General features: G+C 67.9%; 11 protein-coding genes. 3 read left to right on the plus strand and 8 right to left on the minus strand.

Annotation, left to right across the window (positions count from 1 at the left end; all coding sequences use genetic code 11):
- The first annotated feature begins 26 nt into the window (after positions 1-26).
- The 3 genes from ABAZ39_RS14560 (at position 27) to ABAZ39_RS14570 (ending at position 3,077) form a co-directional block, all read left to right on the plus strand.
- The gene (locus ABAZ39_RS14560) at positions 27-770 is read left to right on the plus strand and encodes an SDR family oxidoreductase (protein WP_040133793.1); all 744 of its coding nucleotides are present in this window, start codon (positions 27-29) and stop codon (positions 768-770) included.
- Entirely contained in the window at positions 767-1,852 is a 1,086-nt protein-coding gene (locus tag ABAZ39_RS14565) for an Ldh family oxidoreductase (RefSeq protein ID WP_040133794.1), read from the plus strand. Before ABAZ39_RS14560 ends, ABAZ39_RS14565 begins: the two co-directional genes overlap by 4 nt.
- Positions 1,853-1,982: 130 nt before the next feature.
- The gene (locus ABAZ39_RS14570; protein ID WP_040133795.1) at positions 1,983-3,077 is read left to right on the plus strand and encodes a TRAP transporter substrate-binding protein; all 1,095 of its coding nucleotides are present in this window, start codon (positions 1,983-1,985) and stop codon (positions 3,075-3,077) included.
- A gap of 58 nt (positions 3,078-3,135) precedes the next feature.
- On the opposite strand, the gene ABAZ39_RS14575 is transcribed toward ABAZ39_RS14570, so the two are convergent.
- From ABAZ39_RS14575 to ABAZ39_RS14615, 8 genes are all read right to left on the minus strand, one after another.
- On the minus strand, positions 3,136-4,806 hold the full coding sequence (locus ABAZ39_RS14575; RefSeq protein WP_040133796.1) for a cation acetate symporter: 1,671 nt from the start codon (positions 4,804-4,806) through the stop codon (positions 3,136-3,138).
- Positions 4,803-5,114: a DUF485 domain-containing protein gene (locus tag ABAZ39_RS14580; RefSeq protein ID WP_014198129.1), complete on the minus strand. Its 312-nt coding sequence runs from the start codon at positions 5,112-5,114 to the stop codon at positions 4,803-4,805. Before ABAZ39_RS14580 ends, ABAZ39_RS14575 begins: the two co-directional genes overlap by 4 nt.
- Before the next feature lie 232 nt (positions 5,115-5,346).
- Positions 5,347-6,129 carry a phytochelatin synthase family protein gene (locus ABAZ39_RS14585; RefSeq protein WP_040133797.1) on the minus strand — a complete coding sequence of 261 codons (783 nt, stop codon included), beginning with the start codon at positions 6,127-6,129 and terminating at the stop codon, positions 5,347-5,349.
- 47 nt (positions 6,130-6,176) lie between these two features.
- Positions 6,177-6,689 carry a hypothetical protein gene (locus tag ABAZ39_RS14590; RefSeq protein WP_063922664.1) on the minus strand — a complete coding sequence of 171 codons (513 nt, stop codon included), beginning with the start codon at positions 6,687-6,689 and terminating at the stop codon, positions 6,177-6,179.
- Positions 6,690-6,777: 88 nt separating this feature from the next.
- Complete coding sequence (locus tag ABAZ39_RS14595) at positions 6,778-9,924, minus strand: carbohydrate-binding domain-containing protein (protein WP_040133798.1); 3,147 nt, start codon at positions 9,922-9,924, stop codon at positions 6,778-6,780.
- Between the two features lie 330 nt (positions 9,925-10,254).
- Positions 10,255-11,426, minus strand: a protein-coding gene (locus tag ABAZ39_RS14600) for an IS3 family transposase (RefSeq protein WP_144243562.1) whose coding sequence is annotated in 2 segments (ribosomal slippage) — positions 10,255-11,141 and positions 11,141-11,426 — 1,173 coding nt in all. Because the reading frame shifts where the segments join, the coding sequence is not laid out codon by codon here.
- Between the two features lie 227 nt (positions 11,427-11,653).
- Positions 11,654-14,332 (minus strand): calcium-binding protein, encoded by a 2,679-nt coding sequence (locus ABAZ39_RS14610; RefSeq protein ID WP_040133801.1) that lies wholly within the window; start codon positions 14,330-14,332, stop codon positions 11,654-11,656.
- On the minus strand, positions 14,221-18,537 hold the full coding sequence (locus tag ABAZ39_RS14615; protein WP_040133802.1) for a beta strand repeat-containing protein: 4,317 nt from the start codon (positions 18,535-18,537) through the stop codon (positions 14,221-14,223). The genes ABAZ39_RS14610 and ABAZ39_RS14615 overlap by 112 nt, the downstream gene beginning before the upstream one ends.
- Positions 18,538-18,582 lie beyond the last annotated feature (45 nt).

The raw sequence follows: 18,582 nt of genomic DNA on the forward strand, positions 1-18,582 counted from the left end.
CGCCGACTGGTGGAGTTCCAAACACGATGACCGGCAGACTAGACGGAAAACGCGCGCTGGTGACCGGCGCGGGACAGGGCATGGGACGGGCCATCGCGCTCGCCTTCGCCAGGGAGGGGGCCAGCGTCGTCGCGGCCAGCCGCACGCTGTCCAAGATGGAGGATCTGCCCCGCATCGATTCCCAGATCACCCCGGTCGCGCTCGACGTGACCGATCCGGCGGCGGTCCGGCGCGTCGTCGCCGAGGCCGGGCCGCTCGACATCCTCGTCAACAACGCCGGGTGGGTCCACAACGGCACCATCCTGGACTGCAGCGACGAGGATTGGGCGCGCAGCCTGGACCAGAACGTCACCTCGATGTTCCACACCATCCGGGCGGCGCTTCCCGGCATGATCGAACGGCGCCGGGGCTCCATCGTGAACGTCGCCTCGGTGGCGTCGAGCCTGACCGGCGTCGCCAACCGCACCGCCTACGGGACCAGCAAGGCGGGGGTGATCGGCCTGACCAAGGCCGTGGCCCGCGACTTCATCGGCGTCGGCGTCCGCTGCAACGCGCTGTGCCCCGGCACCACCCACTCGCCGTCGCTGGAGGAGCGCATCCAGTCGAGCGCCGATCCTGAGGGCATGCGGGCGCAGTTCATCGCGCGCCAGCCGATGGGCCGCCTGGGAACCGTGGAGGAGATGGCCGCCGCCGCGGTGTATCTGGCCAGCGACGAGTCCGGCTTCATGACGGGCAGCCTGCTCGTCGCCGACGGAGGGCAGACGCTGTGACCGGACCGGCTCAGCCGACCGCGCGCTACGGCGCGGATGCCCTGGACTCCTTCTGCCGCGCGGTGCTTCTGGCTGCGGGAGCGGACGAGGCGACGGCGGACGCGGCCACCCGCGCGATGATGCACGGCTCCCGGCTGGGGGTGGACAGCCACGGCGTGCGGCTGCTCGGGCATTATGTGGCCACCATGACCCAGGGACGGGTGAACCCGCGCCCTGCCCCGCGCATCCTGTCGGAATTCGGGGCCGTCGCCACGCTGGACGCCGACAACGCCCACGGCGCGCTCGGCGCCTACCGCGCCCAGGAGAAGGCGGTCGAGCTGGCCGGCCGGTTCGGCATCGGCGCGGTCGCCATCCGCAACAACTCCCATTTCGGCCCGGCCGGCGCCTTCGCGCTCGCCGCGGCGGAGGCGGACTGCATCGGCATGGCCGTCTGCAACTCCGACAGCTTCATGCGGCTGCACGACGGTGCCGAACGCTTCCACGGCACCAACCCGATCGCCATCGCCGTTCCGGTGAAGGACGGCGATCCGTGGCTGTTCGACATGGCCACCAGCGCCATCCCCTACAACCGCGTCCAGCTCTACCGCAGCCTCGGGCTTGCGCTTCCCGAAGCCACCGCGTCGGACCCCACGGGACGCAACACCACCGACCCCGAGCGGGCCGAGATGCTGGCGCCGCTGGGCGGCGAGTTCGGCTTCAAGGGGGCCGGGCTGGCGGGCTTCGTGGAAATCCTCAGCGCCGTCCTGACCGGCATGAAGCTGAGCTTCGAGATCCTGCCGATGCCAGGACCGGACCTGAGCACGCCGCGCGGCATGGGCGCCTTCGTGATGGCGATCCGTCCGGAGGCTTTCCTGCCGCAGGAAAACTTCCAGGACAGCATGGCGCGCTATCTGGCCGCCCTGCGCGGGTCCCGGACCGTGCCGGGCCGAACGGTCATGGCGCCCGGCGACCGCGAATGGGCCGAGGCGGAGCGCCGCAGGTCGTTTGGCATCCCCATCGACCAGACGACCATCGACAGCTTCGACCAACTCGCCGGGGCCTATGGCATCCCCGCCCCGGTTCCGGTGGGCTCGCCCGTGTAAGGCGGAACTCCGGACACGGTATGCGGATTTGGCGGGGCGGCACGGCTCCGCCTTTTTCTTGTTGCCCGCGCCCCGTAAATGCAGAATCCCTCTCATAATTGAAAAGAATGGGAAGGGAGAGTCCCCCGCCATGAAACGTCGTTCCTTTCTGACCAGCGCCGGGGTCGGGCTGGCCGCCAGCACCGTCGTCGCAGCACCGGCCATCGCGCAGAGCCAGCCCGAGATCAAGTGGCGCATGGCGTCGAGCTACCCCAAGAGCCTCGACACCATCTTCGGCGGGGCAGAGCTGATCGCCCGCCGGGTCGCCGCCGCCACCGACAACAAGTTCCAGATCCGCACCTTCGCAGCGGGCGAGATCGTTCCGGCGCTCCAGGTGCTGGACGCGGTGCAGAACGGCACGATCGAGTGCGGCCAGTCCGCGGCCTATTTCTACATCGGCAAGGACCCGACCTTCTGCTTCGACACGGCCATGCCCTTCGGCCTCAACACGCGCCAGCACATCTCCTGGATGATGCACGGCGGCGGGCTGGAGCTGATGCGGGAGCTGTTCCGGGAACACAACATCTACAACATCCCCGCCGGCAACACGACGGCCCAGATGGGCGGCTGGTTCCGCAAGGAAATCAAGACGGTGGAGGACCTGAGCGGCCTCAAGATGCGGGTCGGCGGGCTGGCCGGGCAGATCATGGGCAAGCTGGGCCTCGTCCCGCAGCAAATCGGCGGCGGCGACATCTACCCGGCGCTGGAGCGCGGCACCATCGACGCGGCGGAGTTCGTCGGCCCCTACGACGACGAGAAGCTGGGCTTCCACAAGGTCGCCAAATACTACTACTCGCCGGGCTGGTGGGAGGGCTCCGCCCAGATCCCGCTGATGATCAACATCACCGCCTGGGAGCAGCTTCCCGAGTCCTACAAGACGATCCTGGAGCAGGCCTGCTGGGAGGCCAACACCTGGATGATCGCCAAGTACGACGCCGTCAACGCCGCGGCGCTGAAGCGTCTGGTCGCCGGCGGCGCCCAGCTCCGCGCCTTCCCGCGCGACGTCATGATGGCCTGCGAGAAGATCGCCAACGAGCTGTACGACGAGCTGTCGGCGAAGAACCCGCGCTTCAAGAAGGTCTACGAGGCGTGGAAGCCCTTCCGCGACGAGGAGCGGCTATGGTTCCGCGTCGCCGAGAACAGCTTCGACTCCTACGTCTACTCCCAGTCGGCGCAGCGCCGCTGAGAACGGCACGGCCCCTCTCCACCCAGGCGGGGAGAGAGGGGCCGCCTGTTTCACGCGGTCAGTGCGAGACCGCGCCGGCCGCGCCCAGGCCGGTTTCCGAGCGGATGTACTGGTACTCGTAGGCCTTCGCCTCCGCCGCCGCCCGCGCGCTGCGGTCGGTGACCGAGAAGAGCCAGGTCGTCGCGAAGGCGATGACCATCGAGAACAGCGCCGGATGCTCGTAGGGGAAGATCGGCGCCGGGAACTTGAAGACGCTGACCCACACGGTCGGCCCCAGCACCACGAAGGCGACGCAGCTTACCAGACCGGCGAAGCCGCCGATGAAGGCGCCGCGCGTGGTCAGGCCCTTCCAGAAGATCGACAGGATCAGCACCGGGAAGTTGACCGACGCCGCCAGACCGAAGGCCAGCCCGACCATGAAGGCGATGTTCTGGTTCTCGAACAGCAGGCCCAGCGTGATGGCGATGACGCCCAGCGCCAGCGTGGCGAGGCGCGACACCCGCATCTCCGACGCCTCCGTGGCGTTGCCCTTCTTGATGACGCGGGCGTAGAGGTCGTGGCTGACCGCCGACGCGCCGGCCAGCGTCAGGCCGGCGACCACCGCCAGGATGGTGGCGAAGGCGACCGCCGAGATGAAGCCCAGGAAGATGTTGCCGCCGATGGCCTTGGACAGATGGATGGCCGCCATGTTGCCGCCGCCCAGGATCTTTCCCGCCGCGTCCAGATAGGCCGGGTTGGTGCCGACGATCACGATGGCGAGGAAGCCGATGGTCACCGTCAGGATGAAGAAGTAGCCGATGAAGCCGGTGGCGTAGACGACCGACTTGCGCGCCTCCTTGGCGTCCGGAACCGTGAAGAAGCGCATCAGGATGTGCGGCAGGCCCGCCGGTCCGCACATCAGCGCGAGGCTGAGCGACACCGCGGCGATGGGATCGGCCATGGCGGCGCTGGGGCGCAGGATGGCGGCGTTCGCGGCGTGGGCGGCGACGGCCTGCTGGAGCAGCCGCTCCGGGTTGAAGCCGAACTGCGCCAGCGCCAGCCCGACCAGCACGGTGCAGCCGCCGAGCAGCATCACCGCCTTGATGATCTGCACCCAGGTCGTGGCGAGCATGCCGCCGAAGGTCACGTACAGGATCATCAGCACGCCGACCATGACCACGGCGTAGGTGTAGTCCAGGCCGAACAGGAGCTGGATCAGCTTGCCCGCCCCGACCATCTGCGCAATCAGGTAGAAGCAGACCACGGTCAGCGACCCGACCGCCGCAAGCGAGCGGATCGGCGTCTGGCCCAGCCGGTAGGAGGCCACGTCGGCGAAGGTGAAGCGGCCGAGGTTGCGCAGCCGCTCGGCGATCAGGAACAGCATCAGCGGCCAGCCGACCAGGAAGCCGATGGTGTAGATCACCCCGTCGAAGCCCTTGGCGAAGACCATGCCCGACAGGCCGAGGAAGGCCGCCGCCGACATGTAGTCACCCGCGATGGCCAGCCCGTTCTGGAAGCCGCTGATGCCGCCGCCCGCGGTGTAGAAGTCCGACGCCGAGCGGGTGCGCTTGGACGCCCAGTAGGTGATGCCCAGCGTACCCGCGACGAACAGCAGGAACATGGCGATGGCCGTCAGGTTGACCGGCTGGCGCTCCACCGCGCCGTCGATGGCGGCGGCGTGGACGGGCCCGGCGACCAGAACCGGCAGCAGCGCGGCGGAGGCGGAAGCCAGAAGACGCGCGGCGCTCATCGGCCCACCTCGTTCAGCAGGTCGCGGTTCATCGCGTCGTAGCGGCTGTTGGCGCGCAGGACGTAGACGCCGGTCATCAGCGAGCAGAAGACGGTGATGACGATGCCGGCGGCCAGCCCGACCGGGAAGGTCATGCCCTCGGCCAGCGGGCGCGCCATCAGGTCGGGCGCCAGCGCCGAGGCGAACACGAAGGCGTAGTAGACCGCCAGAACGATCAGCGCCAGCCGCCAGCTGAAGCGCGCGCGGCTCGCCGTCATCGCGGCGAACTTCGGGTTGGACAGCACCCGCTCGTAAATCTCGTCGGACATGGTTTTTATCGCTTTTTTCTTGGAACCCAGGCATTGCGCATCGCAGCAATACCCTGAGCGCATGGCAGCAAAAAGCGAAATTAAATTTCTTATTACACGAAATGACGAAATATTCGCTCGAATCCGCTCCCGTTTAACCGGACAACGGTTGATCATTAGCCAAGAAGCGGTTGATCTCGATGCGCGGAATGCGACAACGGGTCGCGCTGCGTCGCAACATGAGACAACACTGTTATCCCGCCGTCCGCCCTTTCAGACGGGCATCCTTCAGCCGGACATGGATCAGGCCGCTGCCCGTGGGGTCGGAGCGGTCGGGCTTGACCATCGCCTCCAGCAGCTTCTCGTCGCTCGACCAGTAGGGCACGTACCACAGCCGGTCCACGTCCATGACCAGCACCCGGTGGGTCTCCGCGTCGTAGGCGCCGAGCGGCGCGATGTGGCCCACCGTGGCGTCGCCGGTCAGCGTGCCCTGGTCGTAGGCCAGCAGGATGATGTCGCTGTCGTCGCGCTCGTTCTCGTCCAAGATGCGCCGCAGCTCGTCCAGCGTCTCCGGCGAGGTGTCCTTGGGCCGGAAGACCTCCACCGTGGCGTCCAGCCCGAAGGCGTCCACCGACCTCTGGACCAGCCCGGCGAAATCGGCGAAGGACACGCCGTCCCCGTTCTCCGCCGTGGCCGCCTTCCACCCGTCGTCGTCCACCTCGTTCAGCACCCGCGCCTGGGTGACCAGCCGGTTGGACGAGAGCGGCGGCAGGCCGCGCAGCGCGTTGATCATCATCGCCACGCTGGCGACCGAACAGGCGCTGCCCGTCTGCTGGGCCGTGTAATAGGGCATCATCGCCCAGAAGTCCGGCGCCCCGGCCCGGCGCAGATAATCGCGGTCATCGGTCATCGGCACGGCGTCCGGGCCGAACTTCGGCTTCGTCTCGCTCTGCGCGTCCTGCGCCGCGGCGGGGGGACCGGCCAGACACGCGACGGTCGACAGGACCAACAGAGCCGAGCGGAACGGTGCCTTCATCACCGGCGTTTTCCTCAATGGTGTCACGGTCGATGCCTCTGCCGGCTCTAGCCGGACGGGGTGGGCCTTGGCGGAAGGCTCTGCGGCACGAGCGCCATGCAGTTCTGCACGACCGCGGCGCAGGCGCCCAACGACGACGCCCGGTAGACCAACTGCTCGACGGCCCCGTTCCTCAAGGTGAAGGTCGCTTCGCACCGGTTGTCCACCACGTCGCCAGCCCGCGGAGGATAGTAGTCCCACGGGTCGTAGTCGAGCCCGCGATGGCGCCAGCCGGGGTAGCCCCACGGATACCCCCATCCGTAGCCCACCGGCGGCGGCGGTGGGGCGTAGTAATCGATGGAGCCCGCGCGGTAGGTGAAGAACTCCAGGTCGCCACTGGCCGCCTGCCGGTGCGGCACCCCGGCGCACGACAGCAGCGTTCCCTTGGGCATGCCGACCAGCACGCTCTGGGCGGCCAGCGCGACGTCGGCCCGGGGGTCGGCGCACCCCGCCAGCCCCCCGGCCACGACGAGCAGAAGGACGGCGGCGGACCGCCGCAAGGGTTGCAAATGCGGGAGCACGGGCGGAGCCTCCTTCCCCGGGACATATCCCGGAAGAACAAGCCTCCGCCCGTTTTTGATCCCACTCAGGCTATGGCCGGGCCCGGGATCAGGCGTCCCAGAAATGCGGCATGCCGTCCGACGCCGTGTAGCCGCTCTGGCCGATCAGCGCCCAGTTCAGGTCATGGATGCCCATGGCCAGCGCCGGGGAGTTCGGCTGCAGCGAGTAGTCGCCCCAGTAGGGGTTGTTGAACAGCGGCTTGCCCGTCACGTCGTTGTCGCCGTAGCGCGGCACGTTGTGGACGAGGTTGCCGTCGATCACCGGATTCCCGGCGGTCAGCAGTTCCATGTAGTCGTCCAGCGGCAGCGTCCCGCTGATGACGTTGCCGGTGATGGTGTTGTTGCGCGGCAGGCCCGGATCGCCGTGCTTGGGCGCCCAGCCGACGCGGATGAACTCCTCCACGTTGCTGGCGATGATCGAGAAGTTGTTGGTGACGAGGTTGTTGTCGCCGCCGTGGATGTGCACCCCGGCCAGCCCGGTGTCCTTCAGGAAGTTGCCGGTCACCGTGACGCCGCCGGCCATGTCGTCCAGATAGATGCCGAAGCCCTTGTGGTTGGTCAGCCACTGGTCGGTGTTGCTGGTCGCCAGCCCGCCGACATGCTCCACCCAGTTGCCGCGGATGATCGTTCCGGTGTCGACGCTGGACCGGCCCAGCACCTCGATGCCGCCGCCGTCCGCCGTCTCCAGGTTGGTGTTGGTGACGCGGTTGTACTCGATGACGTTGTTGCGGTTGATGTTGCTGGAGTCCCAGTTCTTCAGCGAGATGCCGTAGCGCGCGCTGGAGTCCACGTCGTTGTGGGCGATCAGGTTGTTGTCGACCCCGGTGCCGATGATCCCGGCCACACCCTTGCGCACCTCGCCGACGTGGGAGATGTCGTTGGCGTAGACGGTGTTGCCGTTGCTGCGCCCGTCCAGCTCGATGCCGTTGACCGCCAGATGCTCCAGCGTGTTGCCGCCCACCAGGTTGTTGGAGGACGCCGCGGTCAGCTTGATCGCCGTGCCGACGTTGAGGAAGCTGTTGTTGCCGATGCTGTTGCCCGACGCCCCCTTCAGCTCCACCGCGTAGCCCCAGGTGGTGGTGTTGGTGAAGCCCAGCCCCTCGATGGTCACGTCGCTGCTGCCGTTCAGGCGGATCAGCGTGCCCAGCCGCGCCACCTCGACGCCGTCCTGCGCCAGGGTGGCGGGATGTTCCGGCTTGAACACCAGCGACTTGTCCGAGGCGCGCCACGCGAACTCGCCCGCCTGATCGACGAAGGACGGGTTGTTCAGCAACTTGTAGGTGGTTCCCTCGGCGAAGGGCAGCGAGGTGCCGTTCTTCAGCGTGATGGTGCGGGTGGCGTCGTTGACGCTGGCGATCTCGGTCAGCGTGTCGGACAGCCGCTCGGCGTCCATCAGCTGGATCTTCATGCCGGGGATGATGTCGCCCGACGACATGTCGCCGGTGTGGTAGCGCACCGACCAGCCGCTGGGGCCGCCGTTGGCCGCGTCGGCGAAGTACCAGCCGGTGGTGGTGGGGTTGTCGGCGTCGACGATGCCCTTGCTGGCCAGCGTCTGGCGCACGCCGCCGATGGTCAGGTCGAGGTCGGTGGCCTGCGACAGCTTCGCGGAATAGATCCCGTTGCCCTCGCTGACGAAGTTCGTGACCTTCTCCGCCCCGTTCAGCACCGGCGTCTCGCCGGGATAGTTGCGGAAGCTGTGGCCGTTGTCGGCGCCGGTCAGCTCCAGCGTCTTGGTCAGGCGGTAGACACCCTCACGCACATAGGTCGTGTCGACGTCGCTGTCCCGCATGGCGTCGCGGGCGCGCTCCAGCGAGGCGAAGGGACCGTCGGTGCCGTCGGCGTTCGGCGCGGACAGCTTGCCCGACCACGTGTCCTTGCCGTTGGCCGCGACGTAGAAGGCCGGGCCGGACGGCGGCGGCGGGGGCGGCTCGGCCGGCGGCTGGAACAGCGACGCCGGGGCATCGACGTTCAGAGCGCCACCCCAGAACAGCCCTTCCTGCCCCTTCACCACGTCCTTTCCATCCACCGCCCCCTTGTCATAGGTGACGATGCTGTCGGTCGCCGCGACGGTGTTGCCGTTGATCGACACCGACTTGACGAACAGGTTGCGGTCCTGGCCGTTCACCATGGAATCGTTGTCGTAGTGGATCTGGATCCTGTGGGCTTCCTTGGCGTCCAGATCGACCGTGAAGCTGAAGGGCTGCGGGTCGCTGGAGGTGGCGCGGCCCTCGCCGATCACCTTGCCGTCGACCAGCAGCTTGAAGTGCGGCGCCACCCCGCCGGCCGACTGGCCCCAGGCGGTGACGACGATGTCCGTCGGCGTCAGCTTGGCCGGCGGCGGAGGCGGAGGCGGCGGGACGTAGGGTCCGTCGAAATATTCCTCCGGCACGCCGAAGGTCAGGGCACCGCCCCAGAACAGCCCTTCCTGGCCCGCGACCACGAACTTGCCGTCCACCGGCCCCTTGTCGTAGGAGGCCATTGGGGAGGTCGATTTGATCTCCTGCCCGTCGATGGTGATGCCCTGGACGAACAGGTTGCGGTCCTGGCCGTTGACGGTGGCGTCGTTGTCGTAATGGATCTGGATCTTGTGGGCCTCGTTGGGGTCCACATCGACCTTGAAGGTGTAGCCGGTCGGGCTCGTCGCGCTGACCCAGGCGTCGCCGACCACCTTGTCGTCCACCAGCAGCTTGAAATGCGGCGGCGTACCGTTGGCGGCGGCGCCCCAGGCCTTCACGACGATCTCGGTCGTCATGGTGGCCGGGGCCTCGGGCTCCGGCTCCTGCGCGCTGGCGAACATGGTCTTGGGCAGGTCGACGTTCAGCGCGCCGCGCCAGTACATCTCGGTCTGCCCGGCGATGACGTTCTTGCCATCGATGTCGCCGGTGTCGTAGGTCACCAGCGGGTCGATGCTGAGGATCGGTTTCCCGTTCACCTCGAACGATTTGACGAAGAGGTTGCGGTCCTCCCCGTTCACGAAGCCGTCGTTGTCGTACTGAAGCTGAAGCTTGTGGGCCTTGTCGGCCGGAACGCGGGCGTTGAAGGTGTAGCGGCCCAGCGACGCCGACGCGACGGTCGCCTGCCCGATCTCAACCCCATCCAGCCGCAGCACGAAATGCGGCCACTTTCCGCCTGCGGGAGCGCCCCAGGCGTTCACCGTAAAGGTGACGTCCATCAGTTCGGTAGTTTCGGCAGCCATCTCGGACCTCATAGAACTCTAGACCAACGTCTTAGCCCAGAGGTTGAGGTGCTCCGCTTAACGGAAAAATAAGAATCGTGGTAAATATTTTACTAACGACGCTGATTCCTGTGACATAAACAGGCAGTTGTAGTCGGACAAAAATGTTTGCACATTGACAAGAAAGTCTGCACATCGACAAAAATGTTTGCTCCTAACCGAGCTTGAGCTTTGCCCTACACCTGTCGGCATCCAGCTACTTCTCCTTGACTCCCCTCCCTGTGGCGGACAAGCGTCTCTGCTTCCCAACACTCCACGGACTGAGCTTTCCCTGAAGCAGTGGACAGCGGGTTATGCGGCCTGTCGCTCGGCCTGCTCAGGGGTGATGTAGCCAATCGCCGAGTGCAGGCGTTGGCGATTGTAGTAGCCTTCGATGTAGCCGAACAGGTCCCGCTTGGCGTCCTCACGGGTCGCGTACCGGTGATGGTGGACGAGTTCCGATTTCAGGCTCCCGAAGAAGCTTTCCATCGGCGCGTTGTCCCAGCAGTTCCCCTTGCGGCTCATCGACGGGGTAATGCCGTGGCTTTTCAAGGCCTTGCGGTAGGCCGCCGAGGCGTATTGGCATCCGCGGTCGGAAGGGTGCAGAAGGCCGGGGGCCGGCCGCGGGCGCTGGAGGGCCATGGTGAGCGCCGCCAGCGGCAATTCGGTGCGCAGATGATCGCGCATCGCCCACCCAATCGCCTTGCGGCTGAACAGATCCAGCACCACTGCCAGGTACAGCCAGCCCTCGTCGGTTGGCACGTAGGTGATGTCGGTGAGCCAGACCTGGTTCGGAGCGGTGGGAGTGAAGTTGCGGTCCAGGAGGTTGGGGGCGATCGGCAGAGCGTGATTGCTGTCGGTGGTGCAGACCCGGAAGGCCCGGGGACGCTGGGCGCGAAGACCATGACGGTGCATGAGGCGTTCGACACGCCCCCGGCTGACGGTCCGGCCCTGTGCCCACAGGGCGGCATGGATGCGCGGCGCTCCATAGCGCTCGCGGTGATCGGCGTGAAGCCGCCGGATGTCATCGAGCAATTGCCGGTTCGCCGCCTGACGCGGGCTCTCCGGTCGCGTGCGCCAAGCATAGTAGCCGGACGGCGACACGCCGAGCGCATCGCAGAGCACCCGAACCGGGTATTCGTCGCGGCAATCCTCAACGATCCGGAACCTCATTTCAGAGGCTCCGAGAAAATGCTCACAGTTTTCTTTAATATGTCTCGTTCCATGCGGACGCGGTCCAGTTCGCGTTTCAGGCGCGCGATTTCCGCCGATTGATCGCCGGCGGCCAGGGGGGCCGGCGCTTGCCTAGTGGGGAGCTGCGCCGGCCCCCCTGGCCCGGAAACGCGCCGCCGCCACGTGCGCAGCATCGACGGCTGGATGCCCAAGTCCTTGGCAACATGCTCCAGGGGCCGGCCACTGCTTTCCAACAGGGCCACGGCTTCCCGCTTGAACTCGTCCGTGAAGAAGCGCCGTTTCGTCGTCATGTCCACCTCTCCGCTCCCCGCGGGAGCTTAACAAAGGTGTCCACCGATTCGGAGGAGGCTCACCTTTCACCTCCGCCATGATCATGGTCGGGCGTCAGGGGACCCCGACGTCCGACGCCGATCTTTCATCGCCTGGGCCGAGGAGGCCGGCCAAGGCCACCCCACCCTCGGAAAGCGGAGTGGGATGGCCAGGGAACGACCGCCGATGGTCAAGCGCCGTTCGTCGCTCAGTTGAACAAAGCGGAGAACGAGCTGGTCACTCCCTCGATGGTGATGCGGTTGCCTCCGCCCGTTGAGAAGACGGTGTTGCCATTCTCCACCCGCGCCGAAGCGATCACATCGCTCAGGCTGGTTCCGTCATACAAGGCCAGATGGTCCTGATTGACGACGAAGTCCTTCACCACCGAGCCGCCCGACGTGGCGCCGAAAGCGAACAGGTCGCTTCCATCACCACCCCACAGTTCGTCGCTGCCACCGTCGGCGAAAAGCATGTCATTGCCGATACCACCCCACAGCGTATCATTGCCGTCGCTCCCCCACAGCGTGTCATTGCCGGCCTCGCCCCATACCCAATCGTCGCCCGCTTCGCCGGTCACCCAATCGTCGTCGGCGCCGCCGTTCACAGCATCGTTGCCGTCCCCACCCCACAGGGTGTCGTTGCCCTCCTCGCCGAAAAGCGTGTCGTTGCCGGCGTCGCCCCGGCCTTGGTCGTTGCCGGCTCCCAAGCCGATCAAGTCGTTCCCGTTGTTGCCGGACACGATGTCGGCGCCGGCATTGCCATGCAGCGTGTCGTTGCCCTCCTCGCCAAACAGCGTGTCGTCACCGTCCTCGCCGATCAGCACGTCGTCGCCGTACCAACCCAACAGCACGTCGTTGCCGTCTCCACCCCACAGCGTGTCGTCGCCAAAGCCACCGGCCAAGGTGTCGTTGCCGCCAACGCCGAGAATCTGATCCGCACCGTCACCCCCGTTGATCCAATTGCCGAGGTAGGAGCCAGACAGGGTGTCGTTATAGGCGGAGCCGTCGAGGTTCTCGATGTCGATGAGCACATCGCCCGCCGCGTCACCAGCGCTGCCGCTGCCGCTGCCCAGGCTCACCGTGACCGCCGCCGAGGAGGTGGCATAGCTGGCGGTGTCCGTTCCGCCGCCGCCGTCCAGCGTATCCGCCCCGGCCCCGCCGGCCAGCATGTCGTTGCCGTCGCCACCAACGAGCGCGTTGGCCGCGGCCGAACCGGACAGGGTGTCGTTGTAGGCGGAGCCGATCAGGTTCTCGATGCTGACGAGCACATCCCCCGTCGCGTCGCCGCCGAAAGCGGTCCCCGCACCCAGATGCACGCCGATCGCTGCGGCGGAGGTTGCATAGCTGGCGGTGTCCACCCCATTGCCGCCTTTCAGCTCATCGCCCCCGGTGCCGCCTGCCAGCGTGTCGTCGCCATCGCCCCCGTCCAGGGAGTCATTGCCGTCCAAACCGAAAATCTGGTCCGCGCCGCTACCGCCCAGCAGCACGTTGGCTGCGGCCGAGCCGGTGAGGGTGTCGTTGTGGTTGGAGCCGGTCAGGTTCTCGATGCCGATGAGCACGTCGCCCGCCGCATCGCCACCCGTACCTGTACCGGTGCCCAGGTTCACGCTGACCGCAACCAAGGAGGTTGCGTAGCTGGCTGTGTCCGTTCCGGCACCGCCGTCCAGCGTGTCCGCCCCGGCCCCGCCGGCCAGCAGGTCGTTGCCGGCACCACCAGCGAGCGTGTTGGCCGCAGCCGAACCGGTCAGAGTATCGTCATAGTTGGAGCCGGTGAGGTTCTCGATGTTGACCAGCACGTCGCCTGCGGCATCGCCGCCGGTGCCGGTGCCGGTGCCCAGGTTCACCACGACCGCGACCAACGAGGCGGCGTAGCTGACGGTGTCCGTTCCCGTTCCGCCGTCCAGCGTGTCCGCACCGGCTCCGCCGATCAGCAGGTCGTTGCCGTCACCGCCGTCCAGATAGTCATTGCCGTCCAGACCGAAAATCTGGTCCGAGCCGCTACCGCCCAGCAGCACGTTGGCCGCGGCCGAGCCGGTGAGGGTATCGTTGTAGCCGGAACCGGTGAGGTTCTCGATGCCGAAAAGCACGTCGCCCGCCGCGTCGCCGCCGGAGGCGGTTCCCATGCTCAGGTTCACGCTGACCCCCGCCCCGGAACCCTCGTAGCTGGCGGTGTCCGTGCCGGCGCCGCCGTCCAGCGTGTCCGCCCCGGCTCCGCCGGCCAGCATGTCGTTGCCGTCGCCACCGACGAGCGCGTTGGCCGCGGCCGAGCCGAACAGGGTGTCGTTGTAGGCGGAGCCGGTGAGGTTCTCGATGCTGACGAGCACGTCGCCCGCCGCGTCACCGCCACTTCCGGTGCCTGAATTCAGGTCGACGCTGACCGCGACCAAGGAGGCGGCGTAGCTGACGGTGTCCGTTCCCGTTCCGCCGTCCAGCGTGTCCGCCCCGGCTCCGCCGATCAGCAGGTCGTTACCGGCACCACCAGCGAGTGCGTTGGCGGCGGCCGAGCCGGTCAGCGTGTCGTTGTAGGCAGAGCCGATAAGGTTCTCGATGTTGACCAGCACGTCGCCCGCCGCGTCGCCGCCGCTGCTCGTGCCGGTGCCTAGGTCCACCGAGACCGCCAGCGCAGAAGCGGCGTAGCTGGTGGTGTCGGTCCCGGCGCCGCCGTCCAGCGTATCCGCTCCGGACCCGCCGATCAGCGTGTCGTCGCCATCGCCACCATCCAGATAGTCATTGCCGTCCAGACCGAAAAGCTGGTCCGCACCGGCGCCACCATCGATCAGATTGGCGGCGGCCGAGCCGGCCAGGACGTCGTCGTAGCCGGAACCGGTAAGGTTCTCGATGCCGATGAGCACGTCGCCCGCCGCGTCGCCGCCGGAAGCGGTCCCCATGCCCAAGTCCACCGCGACCGCGGCCGCAGACGTGGCGTAGCTGGCGGATCCGTGCCGGCGCCGCCGTCCAGCGTGTCCGCTCCGAACCCGCCGACCAGCATGTCGTTGCCGTCGCCACCGACGAGCGCGTTGGCCGCGGCCGAACCGAACAGGGTGTCGTTGTAGGCGGAGCCGGTGAGGTTCTCGATGCCGATGAGCACGTCGCCCGCGGCGTCGCCGCCAGTGCCGGTGCCTGAATTCAGGTCGACGCTGACCGCGACCAAGGAGGCGGCGTAGCTGACGGTGTCCGTTCCCGTTCCGCCGTCCAGCGTGTCCGCCCCGGCTCCGCCGGTCAGCAGGTCGTTTCCGTCGCCACCGTCCAGGGAGTCACTGCCAACGCCGCCATCCAGGCTGTCGTTGCCAGCGTTGCCCATCAACGTGTCGTTGCCGGCACCGCCAGCGAGCGCGTTGGCGGCGGCCGATCCGTACAGGGTGTCGTTGTAGGCGGAACCGACGAGGTTCTCGATGTTGACGAGCACGTCACCCGCCGCGTCGCCGCCATTCCCGGTGCCCGAGTTCAGGTCCACCGCGACCGAGGCCACGGACGCGGCGTAGCTGGCGGTGTCAGTCCCGGTGCCGCCATCCAGCGTGTCCGCCCCGGCCCCGCCGATCAGCGTGTCGTCGCCATCGCCACCATCCAGATAGTCATTGCCGTCCAGACCGAAAAGCTGGTCCGCACCGGCGCCACCATCGATCAGATTGGCGGCGGCCGAGCCGGCCAGGACGTCGTCGTAGCCGGAACCGGTAAGGTTCTCGATGCCGATGAGCACGTCGCCCGCCGCGTCGCCGCCGGAAGCGGTCCCCATGCCCAAGTCCACCGCGACCGCGGCCGCAGACGTGGCGTAGCTGGCGGTGTCCGTTCCGGCGCCGCCGTTCAGCGTGTCCGCTCCGGCTCCGCCGATCAGCAGGTCGTTGCCGTCACCGCCGTCCAGGGAGTCATTGCCGTCCAGCCCGAAAAGCTGGTCCGCGCCGCCACCACCCAGAAGCACGTTGGCCGCGGCCGAACCGGCCAGGACGTCGTCGTAGCCGGAGCCGTAGAGGTTCTCGATGCTGACGAGCACGTCGCCCGCCGCGTCGCCGCCGGAGGCGGTCCCCATGCTCAGGTCCACCGCGACCCCCACCGTGGAGGTGGCATAGTTGGCGGTGTCCGTGCCGGCACCGCCGTCCAGCGTGTCCGCCCCGGCCCCGCCGACCAGCATGTCGTTGCCGTCGCCACCGACGAGCGCGTTGGCCGCGGCCGAACCGAACAGGGTGTCGTTGTAGGCGGAGCCGGTGAGGTTCTCGATGCCGATGAGCACGTCGCCCGCGGCGTCGCCGCCATTCCCGGTGCCCGAGTTCAGGTCCACCGAGACCGCCGCCGCGGACGCGGCGTAGCTGGCGGTGTCCGTTCCGGTGCCGCCGTTCAGCGTGTCCGCCCCGGCCCCGCCGGTCAGCAGATCGTTGCCCGCGCCGCCGTCGATCAGGTTGGCCACGGCCGAGCCGGTCAGGACGTCGTTGTAGGCCGAGCCGGTGAGGTTCTCAATGTTGACCAGCACGTCGCTGGCGGCATCGCCGCCCGTGCCGGTGCCAGTGCCCAGGTTCACCGCGACCGCGGCCGCGGACGTGGCGTAGCTGGCGGTGTCCGTTCCGGCGCCGCCGTTCAGCGTGTCCGCTCCGGCCCCGCCGATCAGCAGGTCGTTGCCGTCACCGCCGTCCAGGGAGTCATTGCCGTCCAGACCGAAAAGCTGGTCCGCGCCGCCACCACCCAGAAGCACGTTGGCCGCGGCCGAACCGGCCAGGACGTCGTCGTAGCCGGAGCCGTAGAGGTTCTCGATGCTGACGAGCACGTCGCCCGCCGCGTCGCCGCCGGAGGCGGTCCCCATGCTCAGGTCCACCGCGACCCCCACCGTGGAGGTGGCATAGTTGGCGGTATCCGTGCCGGCGCCGCCGTCCAGCGTGTCCGCTCCGAACCCGCCGACCAGCATGTCGTTGCCGTCGCCACCGACGAGCGCGTTGGCCGCGGCCGAACCGAACAGGGTGTCGTTGTAGGCGGAGCCGGTGAGGTTCTCGATGCCGATGAGCACGTCGCCCGCGGCGTCGCCGCCAGTGCCGGTGCCTGAATTCAGGTCGACGCTGACCGCGACCAAGGAGGCGGCGTAGCTGACGGTGTCCGTTCCCGTTCCGCCGTCCAGCGTGTCCGCCCCGGCTCCGCCGGTCAGCAGGTCGTTTCCGTCGCCACCGTCCAGGGAGTCACTGCCAACGCCGCCATCCAGGCTGTCGTTGCCAGCGTTGCCCATCAACGTGTCGTTGCCGGCACCGCCAGCGAGCGCGTTGGCGGCGGCCGATCCGTACAGGGTGTCGTTGTAGGCGGAACCGACGAGGTTCTCGATGTTGACGAGCACGTCACCCGCCGCGTCGCCGCCATTCCCGGTGCCCGAGTTCAGGTCCACCGCGACCGAGGCCACGGACGCGGCGTAGCTGGCGGTGTCAGTCCCGGTGCCGCCATCCAGCGTGTCCGCCCCGGCCCCGCCGATCAGCGTGTCGTTGCCGGCACCGCCAAAGAGCGCGTTGGTCACGTCCGAGCCGGTCAGGCTGTCGTCATAGGCGGAGCCGATGAGGTTCTCGATGAAGATCAGCTGGTCACCCGCCGCGTCGCCGCCGTTACCGCCACCCGCGCTGTAGCCGTTGCCCAGGGTGACGCTGACCGCCGCTGAGGAGGTGGCGTAGCTGGCGGTGTCCGTCCCGTCCCCGCCGTTCAACGTGTCCGCCCCGGCTCCGCCGATCAGTGTGTCGTTGCCCTCGGTGCTGACGAGCACATTGGCTCCGGCCGAACCGACCAGGAGGTCGTCGTAGATGGAACCGATCAGGTTCTCGATGTTGACGAGCACATCCCCCGCCGCGTCGCCAGCGGTGCCGGTGCCGGTGCTCAGGTTCACGCTGACCCCCGCCCCGGAACCCTCGTAGCTGGCGGTGTCCGTGCCGGCGCCGCCGTCCAGCGCATCCGCTCCGGCCCCGCCGTGCAGAAAGTCGTCGCCGTCGCCACCGTCCAGGCTGTCATTGCCAGGATTGTAGCCGGTATCACCGTAAAGGGTATCGTTGCCGGCGTTGCCGATCAGCGTGTCGTTGCCATCCCCGCCGGTCAGCAGATTGGCGACCGCCGAGCCGGTGAGGGTATCGTTGTGGTTGGAACCGGTGAGATTCTCGATGCTGACGAGCACATCGCCCGCCGCGTCACCGCCCGCACCCGTGCCCGTGTTCAGGTCCACGCTGACCCCCACCGCGGAACCGGCATAGTTGGCGGTGTCCGTGCCAGTGCCGCCGTCCAGCGTGTCCGCCCCAGCGGCGCCGTACAGCAGGTCGTCGCCGGCGCCGCCGACGAGCAGGTTGGCGACGGAGGAGCCGAACAGGAGGTCGTTGTAATTTGAGCCGATGAGGTTCTCGACGCTGACGAGCACGTCGCCCTCCGCGTCGCCCCCCACGCCCGAGCCGGCGCCATAGCCGCTGCCCTCCTCCAGGTCCATATAGACCCAGGTCGCGGAGGTGGCGTAGCTGACGGTGTCCGTGCCGTCGCCGCCCTGCAGGGTATCCGCTCCGGCCCCGCCGATCAGCAGGTCGTTGCCCGCGCCGCCAACCAGCGCGTTGGCAGCGGCCGAGCCGGTCAGCGTGTCGTTGTAGGCGGAGCCGGTGAGGTTCTCGATGCCGATGAGCACGTCGCCCGCCGCGTCGCCGCCGCTGGCAATGCCGGTGCCCAGGTCGACGTTGACCGCTGCCGCGGAGGTGGCGTAGCTGGCGGTGTCCGTTCCGGTGCCGCCGTCCAGCGTGTCCGCCCCAGCCCCGCCGGTCAGAAGGTCGTTGCCGGCGCCACCGGCGATCAGGTTGGCCGTGGCCGAGCCGGTCAGGACGTCGTTGTAGGCCGAGCCGGTGAGGTTCTCGATGCTGAGGAGCACATCGCCCGTCGCGTCGCCACCACTCCCGGTGCCCATACCCAGGTTGACGTTGACCGCCGCCGTGGACTGAGAATAGTTGGCCAGATCAATTCCGGCGCCGCCGATCAGCGTGTCGGCTCCAGCACCGCCACGGAGAGTGTCATTGCCATCTCCGCCGTCCAGGCTGTCATCGCCCTCGTAACCAGCGATCGCATCCGCACCGGCGCCGCCATAAATCGTGTTGGCGTCGGCCGAACCCATCAAGTTGTCGCTGTAGCTGGAGCCGATGAGGTTCTCGATGCCGTC

This window comes from Azospirillum argentinense (genome assembly GCF_000632475.1).
GTDB classification, from domain to species: Bacteria; Pseudomonadota; Alphaproteobacteria; order Azospirillales; family Azospirillaceae; genus Azospirillum; species Azospirillum baldaniorum.